Annotated in this window: 21 protein-coding genes; 18 read left to right on the top strand and 3 right to left on the bottom strand. The window is 44.5% G+C overall.

Annotated features, from left to right (window positions below):
* Nucleotides 1–260: 260 nt before the first annotated feature.
* Nucleotides 261–3,587, top strand: coding sequence for a UvrD-helicase domain-containing protein (locus V7K30_RS10530; protein WP_334998990.1), 3,327 nt, complete (start codon nt 261–263; stop codon nt 3,585–3,587).
* A complete protein-coding gene (locus V7K30_RS10525) occupies nt 3,544–3,726 on the top strand; it encodes a DUF4351 domain-containing protein (protein ID WP_334998989.1) in 183 nt (60 codons plus the stop codon). The genes V7K30_RS10530 and V7K30_RS10525 overlap by 44 nt, the downstream gene beginning before the upstream one ends.
* Before the next feature lie 26 nt (nt 3,727–3,752).
* Here the strand turns inward: V7K30_RS10525 and V7K30_RS10520 are convergent, their stop codons facing one another.
* The 3 genes from V7K30_RS10520 to V7K30_RS10510 form a co-directional block, all read right to left on the bottom strand.
* Entirely contained in the window at nt 3,753–4,175 is a 423-nt protein-coding gene (locus V7K30_RS10520; protein WP_334998988.1) for a hypothetical protein, read from the bottom strand.
* Between the two features lie 332 nt (nt 4,176–4,507).
* Complete coding sequence (locus V7K30_RS10515) at nt 4,508–4,708, bottom strand: hypothetical protein (RefSeq protein ID WP_334998987.1); 201 nt, start codon at nt 4,706–4,708, stop codon at nt 4,508–4,510.
* Nucleotides 4,701–7,562 carry a DUF6519 domain-containing protein gene (locus V7K30_RS10510; RefSeq protein ID WP_334998986.1) on the bottom strand — a complete coding sequence of 954 codons (2,862 nt, stop codon included), beginning with the start codon at nt 7,560–7,562 and terminating at the stop codon, nt 4,701–4,703. Before V7K30_RS10510 ends, V7K30_RS10515 begins: the two co-directional genes overlap by 8 nt.
* A gap of 891 nt (nt 7,563–8,453) precedes the next feature.
* Here V7K30_RS10510 and V7K30_RS10505 point away from each other — a divergent pair.
* From V7K30_RS10505 to V7K30_RS10430, 16 genes are all read left to right on the top strand, one after another.
* Nucleotides 8,454–9,317, top strand: a complete 864-nt coding sequence (locus V7K30_RS10505; RefSeq protein WP_334998985.1) for a hypothetical protein — start codon at nt 8,454–8,456, stop codon at nt 9,315–9,317.
* A gap of 24 nt (nt 9,318–9,341) precedes the next feature.
* Nucleotides 9,342–10,922 carry a phage tail sheath family protein gene (locus tag V7K30_RS10500; protein ID WP_334998984.1) on the top strand — a complete coding sequence of 527 codons (1,581 nt, stop codon included), beginning with the start codon at nt 9,342–9,344 and terminating at the stop codon, nt 10,920–10,922.
* Nucleotides 10,923–10,932: 10 nt separating this feature from the next.
* The gene (locus tag V7K30_RS10495) at nt 10,933–11,445 is read left to right on the top strand and encodes a phage tail protein (protein ID WP_334998983.1); all 513 of its coding nucleotides are present in this window, start codon (nt 10,933–10,935) and stop codon (nt 11,443–11,445) included.
* A gap of 5 nt (nt 11,446–11,450) precedes the next feature.
* Nucleotides 11,451–12,242, top strand: a complete 792-nt coding sequence (locus V7K30_RS10490) for a T4 family baseplate hub assembly chaperone (RefSeq protein ID WP_334998982.1) — start codon at nt 11,451–11,453, stop codon at nt 12,240–12,242.
* Between the two features lies 1 nt (nt 12,243).
* Complete coding sequence (locus V7K30_RS10485; RefSeq protein ID WP_334998981.1) at nt 12,244–13,170, top strand: hypothetical protein; 927 nt, start codon at nt 12,244–12,246, stop codon at nt 13,168–13,170.
* A gap of 9 nt (nt 13,171–13,179) precedes the next feature.
* On the top strand, nt 13,180–14,391 hold the full coding sequence (locus V7K30_RS10480) for a DUF4255 domain-containing protein (protein ID WP_334998980.1): 1,212 nt from the start codon (nt 13,180–13,182) through the stop codon (nt 14,389–14,391).
* Nucleotides 14,358–16,484, top strand: coding sequence for an ATP-binding protein (locus V7K30_RS10475; RefSeq protein ID WP_334998979.1), 2,127 nt, complete (start codon nt 14,358–14,360; stop codon nt 16,482–16,484). Before V7K30_RS10480 ends, V7K30_RS10475 begins: the two co-directional genes overlap by 34 nt.
* A gap of 4 nt (nt 16,485–16,488) precedes the next feature.
* Nucleotides 16,489–18,009 (top strand): eCIS core domain-containing protein, encoded by a 1,521-nt coding sequence (locus tag V7K30_RS10470; protein ID WP_334998978.1) that lies wholly within the window; start codon nt 16,489–16,491, stop codon nt 18,007–18,009.
* 249 nt (nt 18,010–18,258) lie between these two features.
* A complete protein-coding gene (locus V7K30_RS10465) occupies nt 18,259–20,010 on the top strand; it encodes an eCIS core domain-containing protein (protein WP_334998977.1) in 1,752 nt (583 codons plus the stop codon).
* A gap of 64 nt (nt 20,011–20,074) precedes the next feature.
* Nucleotides 20,075–20,305 carry a hypothetical protein gene (locus tag V7K30_RS10460; protein ID WP_334998976.1) on the top strand — a complete coding sequence of 77 codons (231 nt, stop codon included), beginning with the start codon at nt 20,075–20,077 and terminating at the stop codon, nt 20,303–20,305.
* Between the two features lie 42 nt (nt 20,306–20,347).
* Nucleotides 20,348–21,052: a hypothetical protein gene (locus V7K30_RS10455; RefSeq protein WP_334998975.1), complete on the top strand. Its 705-nt coding sequence runs from the start codon at nt 20,348–20,350 to the stop codon at nt 21,050–21,052.
* A gap of 10 nt (nt 21,053–21,062) precedes the next feature.
* Complete coding sequence (locus V7K30_RS10450) at nt 21,063–21,338, top strand: hypothetical protein (protein ID WP_334998974.1); 276 nt, start codon at nt 21,063–21,065, stop codon at nt 21,336–21,338.
* A gap of 4 nt (nt 21,339–21,342) precedes the next feature.
* Complete coding sequence (locus V7K30_RS10445) at nt 21,343–22,458, top strand: phage late control D family protein (RefSeq protein ID WP_334998973.1); 1,116 nt, start codon at nt 21,343–21,345, stop codon at nt 22,456–22,458.
* Nucleotides 22,455–22,964 carry a phage baseplate assembly protein V gene (locus tag V7K30_RS10440; RefSeq protein WP_334998972.1) on the top strand — a complete coding sequence of 170 codons (510 nt, stop codon included), beginning with the start codon at nt 22,455–22,457 and terminating at the stop codon, nt 22,962–22,964. The genes V7K30_RS10445 and V7K30_RS10440 overlap by 4 nt, the downstream gene beginning before the upstream one ends.
* Entirely contained in the window at nt 22,964–23,293 is a 330-nt protein-coding gene (locus tag V7K30_RS10435; RefSeq protein WP_334998971.1) for a hypothetical protein, read from the top strand. Before V7K30_RS10440 ends, V7K30_RS10435 begins: the two co-directional genes overlap by 1 nt.
* Nucleotides 23,290–23,670 (top strand): GPW/gp25 family protein, encoded by a 381-nt coding sequence (locus tag V7K30_RS10430; protein WP_334998970.1) that lies wholly within the window; start codon nt 23,290–23,292, stop codon nt 23,668–23,670. Before V7K30_RS10435 ends, V7K30_RS10430 begins: the two co-directional genes overlap by 4 nt.
* Nucleotide 23,671 lies beyond the last annotated feature (1 nt).

The following is a 23,671-nucleotide window of genomic DNA, read 5'->3' as shown; positions in this document are numbered from 1 at the left end:
GGTAAAAGATTCAGAGGAGCTAGACGAACAGCCTTTTGGAGCGAATTGCTTCAAACTGAAACAGGACTCGCGGCAACGCGAATAGGGTAGGGCATACCCGAATTAACGCTTGGGGAGAGTCCCACCTCTGGGTTAGACGACGCAAGGAATCTAGTTTAAGTGGTCTCGTTGAGCCAAGAATCCCCGTCGATTCATCGCGGGGAGTGTCAAGACTTAGTTTGTCGTAAAGGTTCTCGCCAAAGCCGCAAAGGAATTAACCTATGAGTTTGACTGAACAACAGCAAAAAGCAGCCTATGCCAATGGTAGTGTTGCAGTCATAGCAGGTGCGGGAACTGGTAAAACCTATATGCTCGCCGAACGCTACTTGTATCATCTGCGGGTGCGTGAGTTTTCACCTTTAGAGATAGTTGCAGTCACATATACAGAGAAAGCGGCTGCGGAGTTGCGATCGCGCATTCGTCTTTTGGTTAGTCAGGAATTACCAGAACGTTCTGACTTATTGGCAGAACTTGAGGCGGCTCAAATTAGTACTATCCACGCTTTAGCAATGCGAATCTGTCGGGAACATCCCCAAGCTGCGGATGTGCCACCTGACTTTACAGTTTTAGATAAACTGGAGGGAATTCTTTGGGTTAGCCAGTGGTTAGATGAAGCATTGGATTCTTTACCTGTAGAGCTTTACGAAAAAATTCCTTATTCTTTGATGTCTCAAACTTTGCAGACATTGCTTAAAGATCCAATTGCTGCTGAGAAAGCCCTAGCACAGGGTACTGAAAAATGGCAGCAATTGGCAGAGGAGTTACAAGAAAAAGCTCTTCGTGAGTTGTTGCAGCATCCAACTTGGAAACAAGCACGCATCACTTTACAAACTTATGTGGGACAAGCAAGCGATCGCTTGGAAGTGGAAAGCCGTCAACCAGCTTTACAAGCAATAGATACTGTAGAGTCGGGAGAAAATATTACAGAATCACTATCAGTAATAGCTGGACTAAAAATTAATGTTGGCAGCAAAAAGAATTGGCCAGAGGGAGCCTTAGAAATTGTTAAGAAAATTATCGATGAAGTACGAGAGTTAGTCAAGAAAGCTCTTAAAGATGGTTTAGTAACTCTAGAATTTGGTGCGGCTGATGAGCAGTTAAAGACTATGCTGCCAGCACTGCAAGAAGCATTTAGTTTAGTACAAAAACATATTAATCAAGAAAAACGCCGTTCTCGTGTTTTGGACTTTGCAGATTTAGAAGTTGGCGCACTGCGAGCTTTACAAAATGAACAAATACAGTTTTATTATGCTCAACGGTGGCAAGCTTTTTTAGTTGATGAATTTCAGGATACTAACCCTGTTCAGTCGGAGATATTACAACTCCTTACGCAAAATATTCTACTAACTATAGTTGGGGATGCTAAACAATCAATTTATGGGTTTCGCCGTGCTGATGTTGAAGTATTTCATAGTTGGCGCGATCGCATTACAAGTTGTGGTGGAAATGAGGAGACTTTAACCACTAGTTTCCGCACCCATAAACTACTGGTGGATGATATCAATAATATATTTGCCCCATTATTAGGGAATATACACCAAAATTTAGATGCTCATCGCGCAGACTGTCCTAATTCTCAGCCACCAGTACAAGTTTATACAGTACAAGCCGAGTCAGACATCAATAAACCTCAGCGTTTAAGAGTAGAAGCTTGTCATATAGCGGAACTCCTCAAAAAAATGTTAGATGACCAAACCTCGGTTTACGATAAAAAAACTCAGATGCTGCGTCCAATACTGCCTGGAGATATTGCAATATTGTCTCGCACTTGGGAACCATTGGAAGTTTACGGCGAAGCTTTGGAAAGTGTGGGAATTCCCGTTTCTTTGGGTGGCGGTGGTAATTTACTAGCGACGCGGGAAGCTAAAGATGGTTGGGCATTGTTGCGTTTTTTGGCTGATCCCAGTGACGATTTAGCTTTAGTGGCAGTGCTGCGTAGTCCGTTTTTTGCAGTTAGCGATCGGGTTCTGTTTACTTTTATTCAAAGCCAAGAAGAAAATGAGACTACAGAATTAGATGAACAATCGAAAACTAACTGGTGGCAGAAACTAAAATCATCTGATATTCCTGAATTGCAGCGATCATTACAAGTATTAGGTCAATTGTTGCGCGATCGCAATTTAGAACCCCCAACTCGCCTTCTACAAATAGCAAATTATCTAACTGGTTATACTGCTGTCATTACTAACTTACCTGGTGCAGCACGGCGAGAAGCTGACTGGCGAGGTTTTGTAGAATTATTACAACAGTTAGAACATGGCAGTAGTGATGTGTTTGCCGCAGTCCGTCGTCTCAAGCGGTTAGCAGCAGCAGAAATAGAAATACCTCGTTTACCTTTATCAGCTAATGATGCAGTGGCTTTAATGACTATCCATGCTGCTAAAGGCTTGGAGTGGTCAGTAGTAGTTATTCCTGATTTAGCTCGCTCCCAACCCCATTTCAGCGAAACAGTTTACTTTGACCCTGGATACGGTGTTGCTTTGAAGCTAGAGGATGAACAAGGTGAAACTCAAAAGCCTGTGCTTTACGTTTGTTTAGAGCATTTGCGGAAACAGAGGGAAGAAGCAGAGGCTTTGCGGGTACTGTATGTAGCTTTAACCCGTGCGCGAGATCAACTAATTCTGACTGCAACCCATGAATCTAAAGGTAGTTTAAATAAGTTAGAACTTGGTTTAGCTGCTGCGGGAATTTCTATAAATACTATTCCTTTTGATGCAGAATTAGCACAACCCCCAGTTCCACCAGAACCACCTTTACCAGCAGAACGTCATAGTTTACTAATTAATTCTGTAGGATCAGGTTTATTTGAATTGCCTGTCACTGCTTTAAGTGAGTATGCCCTATGTCCCAAACGGTTTGCATATCGGTTTATACAAGGTCATCCAGGGATTGGCTCAGGTATTGGAAGGGCAAGGCGAGTGGGAACTTTGGCACACTTGGCTTTGGAACGGGATATCCGCGACTTAGAAACATTAGCAGGATTTGACATTAGTCTGGCAAAAGAATATGTTGATGAGGCTTTGCAGCTAGCACAGCGATTTGATCGGGTAGCAGATTTTGCCCAATTTCAACAAGGGCGGTGGGAATTGCCTGTAAATTTGAATATTGGACGCTTGACTTTTAACGGTATTGTTGATTTGTTGGGAGATGATTGGGTTCTAGATTTCAAAACTGACCAAGAAATAGACCCACAACATCACCGCTTTCAGCTTTGGGCTTATGCACAAGCAACAGGAAGTACTAATGCCCATATAGCTTACCTGCGGCATGATTATTTGCACACGTTTAGCACTGAAGAATTACAAACCACTGGTGAAGAGGCAGAAATTTTAGTTCAACAGATTTTGGATGGAAATTTCCTGGCTAATTTTTCCCACACTAATTGCGGCTTTTGTGCTTATGGAGAAATTTGTGACGAACGTTTTCAAGCAACAGGTGAGACAGCAGAGTTAACGACCTTTGAATTGGCAAATATACAAACCCAGGATAAGCAAGACAGTGAAAATGAAAATTCCTCTTCATCAACAAAGTTATCGTTTGAGGGATGAACGCTTTGGCGAGATTGATTCATCAATAATCGAGCAAGTTCGGTCTTTGTCTGTGGAAAAATTAGAGGCTTTAGGTAGAGCGTTATTCAGAATTTCAGCAGTTGATGGTTTAGTTGCTTGGTTGGAAGAAAACGTATAAATTTACACTTTAAAATTAAATCTATGTTATGTTAACTGAGGTATTAAAACCTTATCTGGAGTTTTATTATTAAATTTTGAGTTGAATCTGTCATATCTAGCATTTACCAAGTCTTTAAAACCTCTAGTAAATTTCATTACCTCATCTGTTTTAACACTACCTTTACTGTCTTGTTTCCATTTGGACTGTAATACATACATGATTTTTTCTCGCCTGTCAAAATAAAGCGAATCTATTCCATTATCCTGTCCACCATCAACTACCGATTTTGATGCTTCTTGAGGAGAGATATCAGCTAAAACCATCAAAGTAAATGCAGCTAGACTTCTTGTTAAGAAAATTAACTCTCTGTCTGTTTCAGATTTATTTTGATAATCTGATAAGTCAATCAAACCATTAAATGTTTTTTGAAGGGATGACTTTATTTGACGTAGGTGAATTTCACTCATAATGTTGGTAGATGTAATTAATTTGGATGTTATCGGCTCAAATTTTTACAGACTTGTCTGTAGTATAAAGACGTTGTAAAAATATACATTCGGGTTTTTGCGATCGCATTTGGATAATTTTACCCTTTACTGCAAATCCAGCTAATATTTACTTAAGTATTAATAAATATATTATTGCCATAAAAACGGCTTCTGCAAGCCATAGAACTTCTTCAGAAGCCATTATACATTAATGTAAACAACTAAAAAAGTTGTATAATTTGCGCGGCTACAAGCACTATTATATCGTTAGCTACTGAGAAATTTTGAAAAAATAAAGTTCTACAATTTCATCATGCTACCATCCAAAAACAAATAAAAAAGTTGTACAATTTTGCAAACGGCTTCCCTGTAAGGATTTGGGAATATTTGCTCCAAGATTTAGTGGCGATCACTTTAACTGTAGCCAAGCATGGAGCGATCGCACTGACAAATTCCTCGTTGTGGGTGAGTTCAAATATTATTGTGCCATTGCCAACCTCAGAATTACGCAATGACCGTGTTCAGAAAATTCCAAGTATTCATGGGAGACGGAACATTAGTACCAATATTGGAACGATCTGGCAAATCTGGTTCACCTTGAAATACATTACCTGTGATTGCGATCGCTGCGATCGCTTTTGTCTGCTGGTCAAATGGAATTACCAAACTCTTCTTTTCTCTTTCAGTACTCTCATTGAAAATCAGATTGCCAGTAACCGTGCAGCGTTCGACAGAATCAATCAAGACTGTATAATTGGAGCTATAGAGATCTATTCTGTTTAGAGGCTGGTCAAGCCTTGCAAATCCTATTTCTTCAGCCTTTTCAACTTCTCTACGATTTTCTTCTTTTGGAAATTCAAATGCAAAAATCAAGCTTTTCCCTCTGCGAATTTTATTAGCAGTCAAGATAACACTGCTAGTTGTGGAGCGATCGCGATTTGTTCTGTTTAAACGCTTGTTACCTCCAATTACTAACCCTGGTCCAGAAAGTGCCACAGATTGCTCTACAATCCCTGCATCAATGTCATTAGACATGACATGGAGTGAGAGTGATAAGCGATCTATTCCTGGTATATTATCAATGGAATCAGCAAATTTATGGGCAAGCTCACTCACATCAAAAAAGGGTGGTAATGGAAATACAAAACTTAATATACCGGTCTGTCGATTAGTTCCTAAGATTTCTCCGAGTTCGATGGGTGTTAGCCAAAAGCCAGAGATGCACTGAATAACTGTATTATTCTCTATCCGTACCGAACCAGTATCAGCGAGAATTAATGTGGCAGTTGTCAAACCAGTGAAGCGGTTGTCATAAATAATAGCGTCTTGCAACAATGATGGCACAATACTAAATTCATTTACTTCTTGAGTAGAATTATTTGCACCCTTGGTAGGAATCAAAGCAGGAGCCAATAAATAACCAACCAAAAATCGCTGTTCATTTTGCTCGGTTTTCTGTTCTACAAGCAGATATTCTTCATCTCGAAGAAATTGATTTTTGATCAGCTTCAGACCCCAACACTCACTACTTGCAAAAATGCCGACTGCAAAGAGGCTGATAGTTTTTTCAACAACAAAACGAAACAGGCAATTCTCTACTGTCAGCAATGCACTGTGCAATGGACGAATACCAATTGACACTCTTAAATTATCCTGAAAACTTTTACCAAATCCCCTAAACCCTGGAAAGGGTGTTAATTCACCACCAGCTTTAACAAAAGGGATAATCGGTAGCTGAAATCTTAAGTTGCGAAGGGTTACACTATTAGCGCGATTCAATACAACCAATCCATGCAAAAATTCTGATTCTCTACCGGGTTCTGCTTGGAGTTCAGCACCATCATGGCAACCTTCCAAAGTGAGGTTAGAGTGCTGTGCCCCTAGTTGTAGCGATCGCGGTAATCGATAAATACCAGGCATCAGGCAAATCGTGACGCGATCGCGGTTGCTAAATCGATCTACAATCGATTGCAATGTTATACCCTCCCTCAAGTCTTCCGGTTTGACTATAACGGTACAGCACCCACCTGCTTGCCGCTTAGTTAGCTTAACCAAGTCATCGAAATGCTGACGGCAATCTTCAACATTGGCGAAGTCACTGTTTCTACTAATCACTCCTAGCGGACAAACCCACAACCGAGGCCCATCGGGTGGTTGTAAATCTAGGTAACGTTGTGGATATATCTGCGCTGGGGTAGTGGGGCGCACAGCAAACAGCCAGTAGTCTCCAACATGGAAGGGCTGACCACTTATTTGCAGAGTTACTTGCAGCCCAGTGTTGCCCAATTTAATGGCTGTACCTGGGGTAAAGGGTTTTTCTTGTTCTTCCCAAACACGCAGAAAAACTCTGGGGGTCTGTTCGGAGTTTTCGTACTCGCTGGGGAGAGTGCCGGGGAGAGTAACCTCTTGAGTATCGGGATTGTAGGGGGCAGCCAGGGTGTAGACTCGGCCTGTGGCAGAGGCAATGTATTCGCCATTGCTAAGTTGAGCCGCCGATCGCAGTACTTCCACTGCCTGACCTACTCTGGGCCGGTGGAAATCGTCTACTGGCGATGATTGCAATTTCAAAGTCGGGTTTTTCGTCACATCTACCCGATAAAGAAATGAAGCGTTATCAAAGCCCCATAGCAGTTTCGCTTGACCTGTGGCTGTATCAATGCCAGAAATCTGCACCCGGATAAGTTGGTTTTCGGCACCCAAATAACCACCTTTGGTTTCAGGGTTACAAGGATCAGCAGGGGGAGGTTGGGATGAAAAGCTGACTTGCAACTTAGCAAATGATTCCAACCGCATGGTTTCAGGATTAAAATTGAGTCCCTGATTTCTCCAGTGCTCAATAGCCTCTTCTAAAGCAGTTTGACAAGTTCTTCCCTTAGTGGACAGACGGACGATGTGCTGGATTAGGCGAGTACGCTGAGTAGTATCGGGGCCACCTAAAGCAACCTCTTGCAGGGCAGAGTCTTCGACGGCACTGATTTCCTGCTCTCGCAAATATAGATAGACTAACTCTGGCTGCAAATTACCATTTCCTACCTTCCCAGGTTCCACCCAATCTGGATCGCCTATACGATCCAGCCAATCTAACTGGCTGCTGTACTTAATAGAGTCGGTTAGGAATACCCGGATACCCCCCACATACATTGTGCCAGCGCTAACGGTGAAATCAAGAGATTGGTCGATTTTATAACCATCATCGGGAGTACCACTAGGTCCGACAAAATCAAGCACTTCCTCTCGCAGTTCTTCGTTAGCAATCTGCTGTGCTTCGTTCCAATCTGCCTCCAGGGTGACACGCCCTTGCTGCGCGACGACGGCGCGATATTGCTGATTTGCATCGTAGGAAACTCTTGCTCTATCACTACTCATATTTATTCTTCTCCCTTAATCCAAAATCTTTAGACTCAAGCCTTCGGTAAAAAATCTGAAACGAGTGCGATGCCAGATGTTTTCAAGTTAATTAATCTTAATCTCTACACTACAAATTTATGCTGCTGCAAACAGATCAAAGCTTACTTTTTACTGGATAAATGAGTTTTGACATCACTTGGATATGTTTTTAGATTTACTGAACTATTTTATTAACATCTGCTTTTATAATCGAGCAAAGTCTGCTTAATCAAGACCAACTTTACTTTTCTTTAGAAACATTTTCTGAGTTGTCGCATTTAGAGGAAGCATATTGAGATTATATTTGACAAAAAATCTGATTTACGTATCAACCAAATAATCAGGATTTCTCATTTCATTTGATTGATTTTCCAATAGTGAAAATGGTGCTTAAGACGGGCTATACTATACCTACGCCAAAAATATTGTTAAGAAACAAATTTTAATGCGATTTTTCAGTTTTATTGATAATAAAAGCTTCTTATTTTTAAATAAAACTTAAAATTTAGGTGCAATTATAATCGCTAAAGCTAGGTTAAATTATTTTTTTATAGTAGAAAAATACATGATTATTTATCTTGAGCTTTTTCAGCCAAAAGAGGGATGCTGGTTGGGTGAAAAAAATTGAAAAAAGTACATTGTACATTTATATATAAAATAATTTTGTAAAATAATTTTGGAAACAAAAATTAAGCATTGTTGTACTTTGATTTTCATTTAATGTGTTATTTATTAGTATATATTTTTCTTTAATAAGTAAAAAGGCTCTCAGGTTTTGAAAATAGCCTTGAGTTTAAGAGCCTATTTTTAGATGCGATCGCTGCCCGGATGTCTCGTCTCTAAAATTTTGAGCAGTCCCAGGAAGGCAATATGACAAGTACAGTTATCGGAAATGGCCCAATCGGTTTTACAGACAAGGACGGTAATCAGAGGTTTATTCCCCTCTCATCCCTCAAAGTAGAGGGCAGTGAGATTAATCTTGTCAGTTCACAACTCTATACAAAAAATAAGCTGATCGTAGATGCTGTGCTGAAAAACCTTATTGATGGTGGTTTTTTAACTCCTGGAGCAAATCCTCCTCCTAAACCAGCCTTAGTACTTAAAGCAGCAATACCCGGTGCAGCAGGTAACACTATTCAAGTGACGTTCAGCAACATTGTTATAGATCGAGACACTCCTGCCAACACCACCTTTGATGCCACGATTACGGCAAAAGAAATCTATTCAGGACTGAGTTTCGATTCTAATTCATCGTCATCCATTAAAAAAGTTTTAGGGACAGAGACGATTATTGCCAGCAGTCCCGGTTTGGTTCGTGCCAAAGATACCGACACACCCACACAACCGACAGACAAGCAAAGCTATACCCTTGCAGGTGGAGGAGTCGGTAAATCCCATGTAGACATTACAGGCACCTCCCCAGGCCCTACTGCATTCACAGTGGAAGCTTGGAAAGTAGGCTCAGAGGGCGATAATATAACTATCAAGATATCTGAAGTTGATGCGATCGCCAAAACCTTTACACTCGTTGCTGAATTCAAACCCCAACTGATAGCAGGCATTAAACTTGCAGACTTGCCTGGTAAACTCGCTGGATCTGATTTTGTCATTACAGTAGCCAAACCCGATAATGCTAATTACGCTATTCCTGCACGCGGAACAGTCATCCTTGGCGGTGGTGCAGATGCCAAAGCTGCATCAACTGCCACAGCGATCGCTGCGACAAACTCGTAAAATTAGAATCTGGAGAATAGAACTATGCCGGTTACGCCGACTTACCCAGGCATTTACATTGAAGAGTTGCCGAGTAGTGCCCGCACGATTACAGCAGCCCCGACTTCTATTGCAGTCTTTGTTGGCTACACCCATCCGTTTAAAACCAAACCGGAAAACTTTAACAAGGCTATTCAAATCTTCAATTTCACTGAATATGAGCGTGAATTTGGTGGATTTTACTCCAGTGGCATATTTGATACCAACATGGCTTATGCAGTCAATAATTTTTTCCTGAATGGAGGCTCAGTTGCCTACATAGTTGGTCTAAAAGCAGAAAATTACTATCGTAGTAATAATAATCCTCCCGTACCTATCACAGCACCTACAACTTTAATAGGGGCAGATCCCATTGGTATAGTATTTACAGCCCTAGAACCAACGGACGATCAAATAACAATGCAAGTGAGTGTAACACCAGATTCGACTGGTAATACGGCTGACATTCTTATTACTTACAATTCACGGGTAGAAAATTACCGGGGTGTATCACTCGATAGTAGCTCAGAGAACTATATTGACAAGCGTTTGGGTACAGTCAGTAAACCGATCTCATCTTTGGTGACAGTAGCTCCAGCTTCAGGGGGATATGGGGGAAGTTTCACATCAGCCACTCAAAAACTAACAAGTTCGCTACCTAGTAACTTTGAAACCACATTTAGCAGCACTGATTTTACTAAGGTTTTTAGTCAAGATTCATCACTGGATAAGGTTTCAATCTTTAATCTGCTGATAATTCCCGGTATTGCTGATACGACTATCTGGAGTACAGCTTTGGCATTTTGTGAGCGCAAGCAAGCATTTTTGATTCTAGATCCACCCAAGCAAGCAGTTCCAGATGGTACATCCGATCCTAATCTTTTAATGGCACTGCTAATGACGAAAGCAGATAGCCCAATTCCCAAGAGTACGAATGGTGCGATCTATTTTCCTTACTTACGCTCAACGAATCCTTTAACTGGGCAACCACTCGATCTACCTCCTAGTGGTTATGTTGCTGGTATCTATGCCAAGACAGATTTGAATCGAGGAGTTTGGAAAGCTCCAGCAGGACTAGAGACTATCATCAGCAACACAATTGGTGTTGTAGAGGAAGGACGGATGACCGATCAGCGCCAAGGAACCCTAAATCCTATTGGGGTGAACTGCATACGCTCATTTCCCGGAGTTGGAACAGTTGTCTATGGTAGCCGTACCCTAGTGGGTAGTGATACCAATACTGCTTACCAGCAATGGAAATATGTCCCAGTCCGGCGGATAGCATTATTTATTGAGCAAACACTGATTCGGAATTTGGGTTGGGTCGTGTTTGAGCCGAATGATGAACCTCTGTGGGCAGCAATTCGCGGCAGCATTGAGGGATTTATGTTGTCACTCTTCAACCAAGGGGCATTTCAAGGATCTACCCCAAGTCTTGCCTTCCAGGTGAAGTGCGACAAATCCACCACCACCGTACAGGATGTTAATAACGGCATTGTCAACATTGTAGTGGCGTTTGCGCCGCTCAAACCAGCAGAATTTGTAATTATCAAAATCGCGCAGCTTGCCGGTCAGGTGCAGTCATAGGAGCAACCTCATGGGAAAACCTTTTTCTGTCAACATCAATCGCTTTGATCCTTATAAAACCTTTCGCTTTTTGATCTATTTTGGAACGTCCACAACACCGGTTGCAGCCATGAGCAAAGCGACTGCCTTGAAGCGTTCTTCTGATGTGATCGAATATAAAGAAGCGGGGAATATGATCATTCGCAAGGGATTGGGGCGTACTAAATACGAACCGATTACCCTAGAACGGGGACTGACCCACGACAATGACTTTGAACAGTGGGCAAATGCCGCGCAAGTTTTAGACACCGGAGCGCCGCAGCAATCGCTGAAAGAATTGCGACGGGATATTGCTATTATCCTGCAAAATGAACAGGGACAGCCTGTATACCGCTATAAAGTCTATCGCTGCTGGGTGTCTGAATATCAGGCGTTGCCAGACTTGGATGCCGGAGCTAATGCGATCGCTATCGAGCATATCAAGCTAGAAAACGATGGCTGGGAACGGGATAAGAGTGTGACCGAACCTAATCAGGCAGGATAAGTCAAATGCGCTGGAATGACCAGGTGTTTTACCTTGCAGTAAGTGGATTGGCAGTCAACTTACGACAACTGACGGGGGTTGAGGATCTTCTATTGTTAGAAGCACCCAGCCTAGATACCCGATTGGCATTAGCGCTGTTAACTAAGATTGCACAAGTTGCTGATGGTAGTGAGGTGGCTTGGGACACCCTCTCGATCGCAGACTTGGATACCTTATTGTTAAAAACACGGCAGGCAGTTTTTGGCGATCGCTTGCGGGCTGATGCAACTTGCCCTGGAAGAAATTGTGGCGCACCGATTGAGGTTTCTTTTCAAGTGAGTGAGTATCTTGCTAATTACTTGCCTGGTAAAGCACGGGGCACAGAAGCGACTGAGGAATCGGGATGGTTTCGATTTCGAGATATTCCAGTTTCCTTTCGCTTGCCTACAGGGGCAGATCAAGTAGCGATCGCCTATCACTCTCACCCAAAACAGCAATTGATCGAGCGATGCGTCCGACCAGCTGATATTCCCGCCAAACAACTCAGGCGAGTAGAGAAGGCAATGGAGACACTAGCACCAAATCTCGCCCAAAATCTCCAGGGTAAATGCTCCGAATGCGGGGCATTCGTCGAAATTTACTTTGACCCCCAGCAGTTTACATTGCGAGAACTCCGCAATCAGTCCGCGTTTATTTATGAGGACATACACCTGTTAGCAATGTACTACCAATGGTCAGAAACCTCAATTTTGGCGCTACCGCGTCAGAGGCGGATGCAGTACGCCGAGAAACTGCGACAAACCAGGAGGTCAGCTTAAGATGAAGCAGGTTTCTTATTTAAGTCAGATTGCCAACCGTGTTCGTCCTAGAAGCGATCGCCCCTCTGGCGATCAAGTACTGCTGAATCCACCCCGGTTGCTGTTTCACCAAGGGGAAGAAAATCAGACTTTGGGTTGGGGGGATGAAACACCTTTAAGCGATCAAGCACTGGATTCGCCCTTGTCCCAGCTATCTACATCTGATATTGTCAGTTTGCAACCTGTACCATTACAGACTGAGGCTGTGACAAACTTGGGCGTTGCATTCACAGACACAAAGACTCAACCACCTGCACCTGATGTTGTGAGATCAACTCCAGATAATCAGTTGTCATTAAAATCTCTCCGTCAGAGCGTCAATAAATCTGTAACCGGACATGATATCAGACCGCAACCTGCCCCACCAGTAGCGCAGTTCTCGTCACAGGCTGAGGCTGGTACAATAAGCCAGGTCAGCTTGGAAGGTGCGGCGATCGCTTCCCTAACTCCCAACCTTAAACCATCTTTGGTATCTAGTCCGCCCAGTAGGCACGAGGCAATTGCAGATGCTGATGCGACAGTTTTAGATCCCAGGTTGCTCTCCCAGACAGATAAGGAACCCCTGACTACAACCCTTGAACCCACTGTTCACTCACCTTCTACCGTCACAATTCCAGAAGCCAACCTGCCTGTTCAACCATTGCGAACCACCCTAGAGCCTAGTCTTCCCATGCAATCGACTCAAACGCCAGGAATTGCAGAATCGGTACGGTCATCAGCGCTGCCCCAACGTCCGACGGTTCATATTGGGGCGATCGAAATTCAAATTTCACCCCCTCCAGTCACTTTGCCAACCCCAACGGCAAAAACCGCAACCCGTGCAGCCCCGCCTGCAACTGCGTCTCTTTCACGGGGGTTCACGTCAACTTTTGGTCTCCGCCAGGGATAGGAGGATAAAATGGCGATCGGGGTACTCAATCTCTGGGATATTACAGACGAACTGATTCAACTTTTAAACTCTCATAAAGGGGGTGCAAGCTTTACCGTAACGGATCGATCTCCAGATGAGATTCGTAACCTATCAGATGGCACATACCTGAGCCTTTATCTGTTCCATGTTTCCCCCGATAAATTCCAGCGCAACACTTTGCCCGTCGCTCCTTCCCCAACTTCAGAACGGACAACCCGTGCTTTCCGAAGTCCTCATCAGCCCCTTAGCTTAAATCTGCATTATTTACTTACCGCCTATGCCAAAGGTGTAGATGCTTCCCGCAATGAACAGCAGGCTATGACGGCTGCCTTGAAATGCTTTCATGAACAACCAATAGTCACTGCAACCATACCCGATGACAATCATTCAGTAGAATTCACCCTTACCCTGGAACCAGAAACAGCCGATGAAATAGGGCGTTTATGGCAGGCAATCACCGCTTCACTCCGATTGGCTGCCATTTACAAAGTCAGTGTGGTGTTGATTGAGCCACCATCACCCCTTCCTACCTTAGCGAAGAAACCAGACACAATTAACTTAGCAGTTAGTCCCACTTCCCTACCCTTTGCCAGTGCAGGACAAGTAATCGGCACTTATATCAGAGTCAATTATATTGCTCCTGGAAACAAACCCCAGAGCTATGAATTGATTCCATCAGTTGTTGCGCCTGGACAATCCTTTACTATATATGGAGCAGGATTAAATCAAAGTAGTAGTTCCAACAGCCTTTATTTGTTATTTGCTGATGGCACAGAACAGGATGTCACGGACTGGATATCGCAAGCCAACGAAACAAGATTATTGCTGAATCTGCCGACAACAGGCATCCCAGCAGCAGGTGTTTATCAATTGCGTGTTGGTAATGCCGTAGCGATCGCCGATCCAGGTGCAATTCGCTCAAACGCTACACCATTCAGCATTGCCGCCTTCGTTGACCCCACAGGGGGCCCTGTTCTCAATCCTGCTGGCAGTACCTACACCCTCAATGGACAAGGCTTTAGTCCGGGGACAGTGGAAGTCCTTTTGGAAACAGTACCTGTAACACCAGAACAATTGACAGTTAGTAGTACGGCAATCAATTTTCAATTGCCTAATAACTTGCCAAATGGCGTTTACGGGGTGCGGGTGCGAGTGAATCAGGTGGAATGTCATCCAGCCAAGTGGGTGGTGAAATCATGATTACAGCCCCAACTAACAATGGACTCCAAAAGGAAGATCGGGCGTGGCTGATGCGGATTCGGCTGCGATCGCAACGTCGGATTTTATGGATGCGATCGCACTACGGCGAGGAATCCGCTGAATTTTTTGGCAACCCTGTAATTACCGACAATGAAATCAATCGAATTTTAGCAGATCCTCTGGTACTGGCTACCGCAGAGATGAGCTTTTATCAAAGAGATGAAACTGCCCAGTTTCTCACCCAGCAAATTCAGCTAGCGGACGATTTAGCCGCCGATAATCCCGCATGGCAGCGATTGCAGCAGGCTTTTGGATTATCGGCAGCAGAGCAGGATTTATTGTCATTGGCGATCGCTCTGGAAGTCGATCCCTTGCTCAGACGGGTCTATGGTTATCTCCACGACGATGCTACCATGACCTATCCCACCCTCTGGTTAGGGTCAATGCTGTTTGAGTGGTCATCGCCCACCAGACTGGAACCAGAATCAGCACTGGTGCGCTGGCGGTTAGCATACCCGATAGCAGGTTACGATCAGCCGTGGTCAATCACCGCCCCCTGGATGGCAGATCCAGCGATCGTTTCTTGGTTCGTTCAGGGCGACTGCATCGATCCGGCTTTGGGAATATCTATACAATGGCTGCCTGCCTCTGTTAGCACCGACACCTGTCTCTATCCCGATCAGTTGAGTGCGATTCAAACTTTTGTCAAAGCCATGAATCAGTGGCAAGTTGATGGAGATGGAAGATCGCTGCCCCCTGTGCCATTGGAAATCGAGTTGGTGGGTGCGTCCGGTGCTGGCAAAAAAACTTTGGTTAGGCAAGTCTGTGCAGCCCTGAATTTGGATTTAATTGCCGTCGATGCCAGTATGTTACTGGGGGCGGATGTGGCGCGATCGCTTGCTTTGGAACGGTTGATGCGGGTAGTGCGACTGGCTGGCTTGAGTGGCGCAGTACTCTACTGGCACAGACTGGAGGAGGTCAATCCAAAATTATGGCAGTCGAGCCAGTTTTACTGTAATTTGACGTTTTTTGGTGTGACAACCCCCTTAGAACCTGTCCAAAATCGAGCCATTCGCCGAGTATTTCATCTCCCTAAGTTAACCCGCAGTCAAAGGGTGCAATTGTGGCAACAGTTGACGAATCAGAGCTTAGTCCCCGATGTAATTATTAATTGGGTGCTGACTCCGGCGGAAGCACACAAAGCTGCCCAAGTGTCAATAGTTGGAAGAGAAACAGTGACAGCCGTGTGTCAGCAGATGTTGCATCGACAAGCGGGGGAATTATTTACACCTTTGGGCTGTCCGTACACCTGGACGGATTTGGTACTACCGCCAGCAGTGCGCCAGCATTTACTGGAACTGGAAGAACAAGCCCAGTGGCGCTGGCAAGTGTATGAAGAATGGGGATTTGGGCGGTTGTGTCCGATGGGGCAAGGGATTACTGCTTTGTTTGCGGGGCCGAGTGGCACGGGAAAAACGATGGCGGCGCAGGTGTTGGCGCGATCGCTCGGCATGGAACTTTACCGCGTCGATTTAGCAGGAGTGATTAACAAATACATCGGCGAAACCGAGAAGCGGCTAAAACAAGTGTTTGATGCCTGTGAACGGGCGAATGTGTTGCTGTTTTTTGATGAAGCCGATGCCTTATTTGGACAGCGAACCCAGGTAAAGGATGCTCACGATCGCTTTGCTAATATTGAAATTGACTATTTGCTACAACGAATGGAGCAATTTGACGGAATTGCCGTTTTAGCGACGAACCGCAAGAGCGATTTAGATCAGGCATTTTTGCGGCGGCTTCGCTTCATAGTAGATTTTGTGCAACCGAGTTCAGTGGAGCGATCGCAGTTGTGGCGGTTGGCATTATTAGAATATACGCCACAGGGAGAACCTTTATTAGAGGGGATTGATTGGGAGTTTTTAGCAAATAAGTTGAACATGACAGGAGCAGATATCAAAGCAACAACCTTAAGTGCAGCATTTTTAGCGCGGACTGAAGGAACGCGAATTACAATGCGGCACGTGTTACAAGCGGCGCGGCGAGAGATGGCAAAACATGGGGTAGTGATTCGTTTAGGGGAATGGGAGGGTTAGGCAAATGTTACACGCACCAGTGAATGACAAGAAAACGAAACCGGAGACAAGTCGCTCTGAGGTTCAGCAGGAAGCGCAACGCTTGAAGAGTTTTTCAGGAGGGGGCGATCGCAGAGCACAGGGGCAGAATAGTCGTCTAGCAGCCATGCAACAAGCCTATGGGAATCAGGCTGTTTTGCGGATGATGAATGGGGGTGTATTGCAACGTAAATGTGCTTGTGGTAATGCTGCTGGGTTATCAGGAACTTGTGCAGAGTGCCAGAGTAAGCCGGAGGGGATGTTACAAACCAAATTGAAAATCAGTGAACCAGGCGATCAATACGAGCAAGAAGCAGATCGCATTGCCGACCAAGTGATGCGAACGCCGATATCAGCAGTGTATTCGGGTTCTTCGGTGGGGCAACTCCGACGGCAAAACAGTTCAGATACAGGAGAACCTCACAAACAGTCAATAGTCGGTAGCGATGCTAGTGATCCGAGAACGTCACAACTGATAGATAGCGTTTTAGGCTCCAATGGACACCTGTTAGATCCCGAAACCCGCGCGTTCATGGAACCTCGATTTGGTCAAGATTTTAGCCATGTCCGAATCCATACCGGGAATCGGGCGGATGAGTCAGCTCGCGCTGTTTACGCCAAAGCTTACACCTTAGGCAACCACATAGTCTTCGCGCATGGACAGTACCAACCCCACACAGCATCTGGTCAGCATCTGCTAGCGCACGAACTAACCCACACACTTCAACAATCTCCTTTCAGTCACTCAGTAAAGAATGTTTCTAGTGCTTCAAGAACAGTCCAAAGAAGTCCGCTGATGATTCAGCGAGTGCTGAGTACCCTTTGCTTTGAACCAGGTCAACTCTTTTTTCCTCTCAGTCCGATTTTTAGTCCAATGCTAGCATCTGCTTTCGGCATCATTGCCCATAAACTTATTGCCTTGGATTATCTCGCCTCTATGGGGGCACTTCCAGCAGATGTTTACTTTGATGCTTCTTTTGCTGGACCCATCGACCCTAAATACGGTGACTTTATCATTGCCAAGAATCCTAGCATGGGCTTTTTCGAGAGGGGATTTATTCGATCCGCTCTGAAACGACCGGATATGCTGATCGATGATGGTGTTCGTCATGAGTACGAAGAAGTCAAGCCCTTGTCTGCTTACGGTGTTAGTAATGGAATTGCCGATCTCACGATTATTGATTTTTACATGACCAGCATCCTCAGTCTTCCCTATCGCTTTGGTACGTCCTATTCCCCTAGCTCACGCATCCCTATTGGATCAACAACATTTGCTGGACTGCCCTTTGAGTTTTCTCTAGGTGTCCGACGCTTTAGATCTGGCTTAATTGTGTACCAGATTTGCATACGCACAGACTGGTTATTAGCGACAGCGTACCTAGCTGCCGTAGCACTGCTAGCGCTATTGATTGCTTTGTTCCCAGAGGTGGCCCCAATATTGATACCAGCCTTAGCAGCAAATGAACCATCGCCATCTGAGGAACAGGATGAAACTGCCACCGTTTGACATGTGCTGAACATTGCCTACAACAGTAATTATTGTACATTCCAGCTTCTGAATCTATGCATGGAACCTAAATCTTTAAAATCTATAAGTCGCAGCTTATATGAAAAATCCAAATATCAATCCCCTCACTCTAAAATCCTTTTTCGGATATCTGAGAACAACTTACTTGAATTTTGATTGGGTTAGCCCAAAGAGATCTCTACTCTACTAAAAACAAAAGTACATCCACGTCTCTACACAAGAAATGCCATGCTATGTGCACCAGTTATTGTCAGAAAAAATAAGCCAGAGTCTACTAACTCTACAACGTTGGTTGAGCATGAACAGCAGAACCAGACAGTCAATTGGTCGGGGCAATTCTCTTCCACACGCGATCGCAGCGACTTGGCGACAATCCAACGAGGCTATGGGAATCAGGCAGCATTACGAATGTTGCGAACGGAGAAGGGGCGATCGCCATCCATAAATCCGACGCAGGGAGGCGTGTTGCAGCGGAAATGTACCTGTGGGAATGGGCCAGGTACAGGGGGGACTTGTGCGGAATGCCAAAAAAAGCAGGGGCGATCATTACAAACCAAATTGAGGATTAGTGAACCGGGCAATCGCTACGAGCAGGAAGCTGATCGTATTGCCGATCAAGTAATGCAAATGCCAGAACCATTTTTGCATCGGCAGGTTGAACCCGAAGCGAAAGAAGAGGAGATGGTTCAGCCAAAGTCAATCCCCAAGTCTACCTCTCTGAATTCAGACCAATCCTTCTCCGAAGTTTCCCCCATCGTCCACAAAGTCATCAACTCTCCTGGACAACCTCTTGACTCCAAAACCCTTACCTTAATGGAATCTCGCTTTGGGTATAACTTCAGCCAAGTGCGGGTGCATGTCGATGGCGCGTCAGCAGATTCAGCACGAGCATTGCGGGCACGGGCGTTTACCAGTGGAGGCGATATCGTGTTTGGGTCTGGCGAATACGCGCCCACGACATCGGAAGGTAAGCGACTCCTCGCACACGAGCTGGTGCATGTAGTTCAGCAAGGTGGAGTAGTTGGATCGACTTTGTGGCGCGTCCCCACTCGAAGTGGAATTCCTGAGGGGCGTTACAGTTTTTCATCCAATTGCGGGTGGATAGATTGGTCTCACGCAGTTCCTGTTTTGGTAAATACACTGATAATAAAAGTACGAAATGCTTCCAATGCCTTGCGAGGGGCAGGATCAAGTCCTCCATCTGGAACTGGGGATTTGAGTACACCCACTATGACATCAAGTTTTCCTCACATAGGGGTAGTGCTTTCCAGTGCAAGCCTGTCGGTACGATTGCTGCGCCCGCTATCTGCTGATGAGGTGTTCGCAGTGGCACTAAGTTTATTCAAGAAGTTGTCCGTTGTATTTGAAACACAGCAGCAATGGACAGATTTGATTGGCAGCTCATCTTTCGCCCAGGAAGACCTACCTTCAAACCTGATTGGTTTCTATCGTGCTGTACGAGGCTATTCTCGAGCCGATATTGGAAGATTCTGCGGCGAGTTGAGCACTGATGCTTCGTTAGCTGAATATGATCGAGACCACGATTTCGAGAGAAACCGCAGTTTCTCTCCGGTCGGTATTTCTGGCACTTGGCCAGCTGAACTTTCAACGATTGACGATAGCCAGGCTATTGCACTTTATGACATTCGTTCAATCTCTGCTGTTCAAGGAACTGATAGTTTTCAGTTCTGCCCGATGTACCGGATAGAAGGCACGATCGGTGAAACCGATCTGTTCATCTTTAGCCTCGGAGGGGCACGATTTACTACAGCAGACAACGTGCGCGTGGTGCCAACCTACCGATTCCGTCCAGGTACTCATGGAGCTTATGGACACACGACCTTCGTAGAGGTGGAACCCAATGGTCAGGCGGACTATGCCGCGTTTACAAGGCAAGGTATTTCTTCACCTGTGTTTGTCCCGCACAACATTCTAGTATGCCTGAGTAGTCAGGGCAAGACAGTATATAGCCAACCTTAGAACTTGAATCGAAACATGAGACATAACAAGCTAAAACCTATTTGTAAACCACAAACTAAACAATATGACAAACCTAAACATCGATCGCCTAACCTTAAAACTATCTGGACTCTCACAAAATGAGGGACAACGCCTAGCACAAATGATTGCCACAAGACTTGCTAGTAGTGAAATCCCTGGTAACTCTGTCCGTGATACTCCCTCCCTGCAAATGAACATCAACATTCCTCCCAACAAAAACGTTGATTCGCTAGCAAACGAAATAGTGTCCGAAATCCTGCGGCAGTTAAACTAAACCCTTGCCTAGAAAATTAAAAACGCAAAATTGGGAGTAATTATGGCTGGGAAATTTATCAAAGGTGCATTAGTAGAATTCATGCCCACGTTCTCAATCCCAATACCGAACGTGATAATTTTTCAATATAACCCTGAAGAAATGACTCATTCATGGACGCAGGTTGAGTCAGTGGCAGCAGTGAATAGCAAAAACGAAAGCAATCCATTAGCAGTAAAAGGTGTACCAGGTGAATCATTCTCTTTCACAATCAAAATGGATGCTAAGGACATGATTGCTGATGGTAGCCCTATTGCTGAAGGAATTGCCACAGTTAGCGGTATTTACTCCCGATTAGCAGCTATAGAAATGTTGCAATTTCCCACACAAGCTGATGCTGGTAGTAAATTAGTCGGGGCTGTGTCTGCGGCAGCTGGTTTAGGAACAAGCACTGCACCTGCGCGAGAAGTGCCAGTAATGCAAGTACCGACAGTGTTATTTGTCTGGGGGCCTGGACGAATTTTACCCGTCCGTGTCACAAACCTGAGTATTACTGAAAAGTTTCATGATGCTTTTCTCAATCCTACCCATGCAGAAGCCACACTTGGTTTGCGAGTACTAACACCAGAAGAATTAAAATTCGTGAATGGGCCTCTGAAGGAACTTGCTCAAGGTGCTTACAAGTACTCCCAAACTTTGCGTGAAGGTTTAGCAGTGGCGAATCTTGCCAATGCTGTTGAATCAGTTATCGGTATGTTACCTATTTAAGGAGATTTTTATGTTTTTTGCTGGCAGTCGTTACGAAAATGCAGGTACTTACAATGTCACCACACCAGAAGGTAAAACTGTGACGGTAACAAAAATTCCTCTATCGACAAGAAAACCCCTACTAGGTTATCACCGTCGCTTAGAAGGACAACGCTTAGATTTGATTGCTTCTTATTATCTAAAAGATGCTAATGGTTTCTGGCAATTGTGCAATGCTAATAACTCTGTAGTTCCAGATGCTTTAGCTAGTCACGATTTAATCGGTATTCCACCCAAGGGGCGTTAAAGTCATGGCTAGCACGTTCCAACTACTGCTAAATGGTACGCCAGCAAATGATGATTTTTATAACAATATCACTTCTTTGGAAGTAGAAGAAAATATTGATTTACCGGGAGCAATTCAGCTGATTTTACCTGTTAATAATACCGGAGATGGCGAGTTAACTTTGGTGAATGACGATCGCCTCCAACCTTTTGCCAATTTAGCAGTAGTGGCAACCCATGAAAATAAACTAGATGAATGTATTTTTGACGGCTATATTCTCGCTCATAAACTCCACCTAGAAACAGGGACAACCAACGCTAATTTACAAGTTTGGGGACAAGATGCTTCTTGGTTGATGAATTTAGAAGAAAAAGTTCGGGAATGGGTTGATATTACAGATGCTAGCGTTGCTAATACGATTTTTAATGAATATGGCATCACACCTTCACCAGATAATACAGAAGATGATTCCCCCTCTCACACCGAAGATGGTTACAGTTTAATGCAACGAGCTTCTGACATTCAATTTATTCGCAATTTGGCACGACGTAACGGTAAATTATGCCGCGTTGCTTGCAAAAATCAACCAGGGCAACGTATAGGTTATTTTACTAAACCCAAATTAGACGATGATGCTGTTGTTACCTTAACTCTCAACGATCCGGAAGCTTGGAATGTTAATGCCCTTGATTTTGATTGGGATGTAACGCGGCCAAGTGCAGTTAAAACTAGTCAGGCTTTATTTAATGACAGTAATGAAGATGGAATAACTGTTGATAGTAATGATTCTGGCTTGGCGTTACTTGATGAACGGGGGTTAGCTGACTTTGCAGGTAAACAGGTAAAAGTTCTGTTAACTACAGCTGTAGATAATGCTCTTGAGTTATCACTCCGCGCTCAATCTCTACTACGTGAGGCGAGTTGGTTTGTCCGTTGTGAAGGTGAAGCCGATGTATCAAGAATTAATGCAGTTCTCCGGGTTGGTACGGTTGTGCAAATTGCAGGTGTTGGAAATCTCAACTCTGGTAAATACTACGTTTGGAGTGTGCGTCATACCATTACCACAGATAGTCACAAAATGAAGTTTGTTTTAGTGCGAAATGCTGTTGGGCCAAAGCCTTCTGGAGGTATTGGACTATGAATGAGCAGGCAATATTGGAAGTGATAGAGCGAGTTCGTAACCGCTTCTATGGCAAATACCGGGGGACAGTGACAGATGTTGATGTTGACACTTTACGCATCAAGGCAAAAGTTCCTTCTGTGCTGGGAGAACAACCAACAGGTTGGTGTATGCCTTGTGTACCTTATGCTGGTCCCAATGTTGGCTTTGCTTTTCTACCAGAAATAGGTGCTGGGGTTTGGATAGAATTTGAGAATGGTGATGTTTCTTATCCGATTTGGACAGGTTGTTACTGGCGTACTGACGAAAAGCCAGGAGATGCAACACCCACAGTTAAGACAATTATTACCAAAGCTGGACACAAAATTCTACTCGATGATGATGCCAGCATCATTACTATTACTGATAGCAATGAGAATAAAATTACATTGGAATCCTCTGGGATCACGATAGAACGGAGTGGCAAAAAAATTAACATCAGTACAAGCGAAGTCAATGTTAATGATGGCGCGTTGGAGGTAATGTAATGGTAGGATTGCTGAATACTTCTAGCACAATGATGTGTCCCCACGGTGGTACAGTCAGTGTCACCAGTTCCAACACCAAAACCAAGGCGGGTGGTAATTATGTCATCCGGTCTTCGGATACATTTACGATCGCCGGTTGCGCCTTCAATATTTCGGGTTCTCCCCATCCCTGCGTGCAAGTTCGTTGGGTACAACCCGCTTTAAAATCCAAAGTTGTTGGTGATTTTGTCCTCAACGCCAGCAGCGTCGGACTCTGTATTGCTGGCGATCAAGCTGTCCAGGGGACTGTACTGATTAACTCCACCCAATCCCAGGTGTCTGGCTTATGATTCGCCACGACTACGCCTTTCCTTTCCGTATTGATGTTGCCTCCCACCAGGCAGCCCAAACTCGTTATGAGAACCATGTTGAGCAGATGATTCGCCAAGTTTTGTTAACCAGTCCTGGCGAACGGGTGAACTTACCAGAATTTGGCTGTGGGCTGCGACAATTGTTATTTGCCCCCCATTCCGAGGCGCTGGATGCCACAACTAAATTGATTGTGTTGCAGGCGCTCAATCGGTGGTTAGCTGGACAAATCCAGGTTAAAGACGTAAGGGTGGCATCAGTCGAAGAAACGGGCGATCAGGCTCAACTGAAGGTACAGATTGAGTATGTGTTGATTGAGACTCAGGCAACTAAACGCATGGAGGTGAGAATTCTTTGAT

Origin of the sequence: Nostoc sp. (assembly GCF_036917655.1) — a bacterium.
Lineage (GTDB): Bacteria > Cyanobacteriota > Cyanobacteriia > Cyanobacteriales > Nostocaceae > Nostoc.
The sequence above is the reverse complement of the archived record's forward strand: the minus strand, read 5'-3'. Positions and strand labels throughout refer to the sequence as shown.

Bases quoted from the DNA above. Each gene is read 5' to 3' on its own strand.
- V7K30_RS10530 (WP_334998990.1), top strand. From the start codon at position 261: ATGAGTTTGACTGAACAACAGCAAAAAGCAGCCTATGCCAATGGTAGT.
- V7K30_RS10525 (WP_334998989.1), top strand. From the start codon at position 3,544: ATGAAAATTCCTCTTCATCAACAAAGTTATCGTTTGAGGGATGAACGC.
- V7K30_RS10520 (WP_334998988.1), bottom strand. From the start codon at position 4,175: ATGAGTGAAATTCACCTACGTCAAATAAAGTCATCCCTTCAAAAAACA.
- V7K30_RS10510 (WP_334998986.1), bottom strand. From the start codon at position 7,562: ATGAGTAGTGATAGAGCAAGAGTTTCCTACGATGCAAATCAGCAATAT.
- V7K30_RS10505 (WP_334998985.1), top strand. From the start codon at position 8,454: ATGACAAGTACAGTTATCGGAAATGGCCCAATCGGTTTTACAGACAAG.
- V7K30_RS10500 (WP_334998984.1), top strand. From the start codon at position 9,342: ATGCCGGTTACGCCGACTTACCCAGGCATTTACATTGAAGAGTTGCCG.
- V7K30_RS10495 (WP_334998983.1), top strand. From the start codon at position 10,933: ATGGGAAAACCTTTTTCTGTCAACATCAATCGCTTTGATCCTTATAAA.
- V7K30_RS10490 (WP_334998982.1), top strand. From the start codon at position 11,451: ATGCGCTGGAATGACCAGGTGTTTTACCTTGCAGTAAGTGGATTGGCA.
- V7K30_RS10485 (WP_334998981.1), top strand. From the start codon at position 12,244: ATGAAGCAGGTTTCTTATTTAAGTCAGATTGCCAACCGTGTTCGTCCT.
- V7K30_RS10480 (WP_334998980.1), top strand. From the start codon at position 13,180: ATGGCGATCGGGGTACTCAATCTCTGGGATATTACAGACGAACTGATT.
- V7K30_RS10475 (WP_334998979.1), top strand. From the start codon at position 14,358: ATGTCATCCAGCCAAGTGGGTGGTGAAATCATGATTACAGCCCCAACT.
- V7K30_RS10470 (WP_334998978.1), top strand. From the start codon at position 16,489: ATGTTACACGCACCAGTGAATGACAAGAAAACGAAACCGGAGACAAGT.
- V7K30_RS10465 (WP_334998977.1), top strand. From the start codon at position 18,259: ATGCTATGTGCACCAGTTATTGTCAGAAAAAATAAGCCAGAGTCTACT.
- V7K30_RS10460 (WP_334998976.1), top strand. From the start codon at position 20,075: ATGACAAACCTAAACATCGATCGCCTAACCTTAAAACTATCTGGACTC.
- V7K30_RS10455 (WP_334998975.1), top strand. From the start codon at position 20,348: ATGGCTGGGAAATTTATCAAAGGTGCATTAGTAGAATTCATGCCCACG.
- V7K30_RS10450 (WP_334998974.1), top strand. From the start codon at position 21,063: ATGTTTTTTGCTGGCAGTCGTTACGAAAATGCAGGTACTTACAATGTC.
- V7K30_RS10445 (WP_334998973.1), top strand. From the start codon at position 21,343: ATGGCTAGCACGTTCCAACTACTGCTAAATGGTACGCCAGCAAATGAT.
- V7K30_RS10440 (WP_334998972.1), top strand. From the start codon at position 22,455: ATGAATGAGCAGGCAATATTGGAAGTGATAGAGCGAGTTCGTAACCGC.
- V7K30_RS10435 (WP_334998971.1), top strand. From the start codon at position 22,964: ATGGTAGGATTGCTGAATACTTCTAGCACAATGATGTGTCCCCACGGT.
- V7K30_RS10430 (WP_334998970.1), top strand. From the start codon at position 23,290: ATGATTCGCCACGACTACGCCTTTCCTTTCCGTATTGATGTTGCCTCC.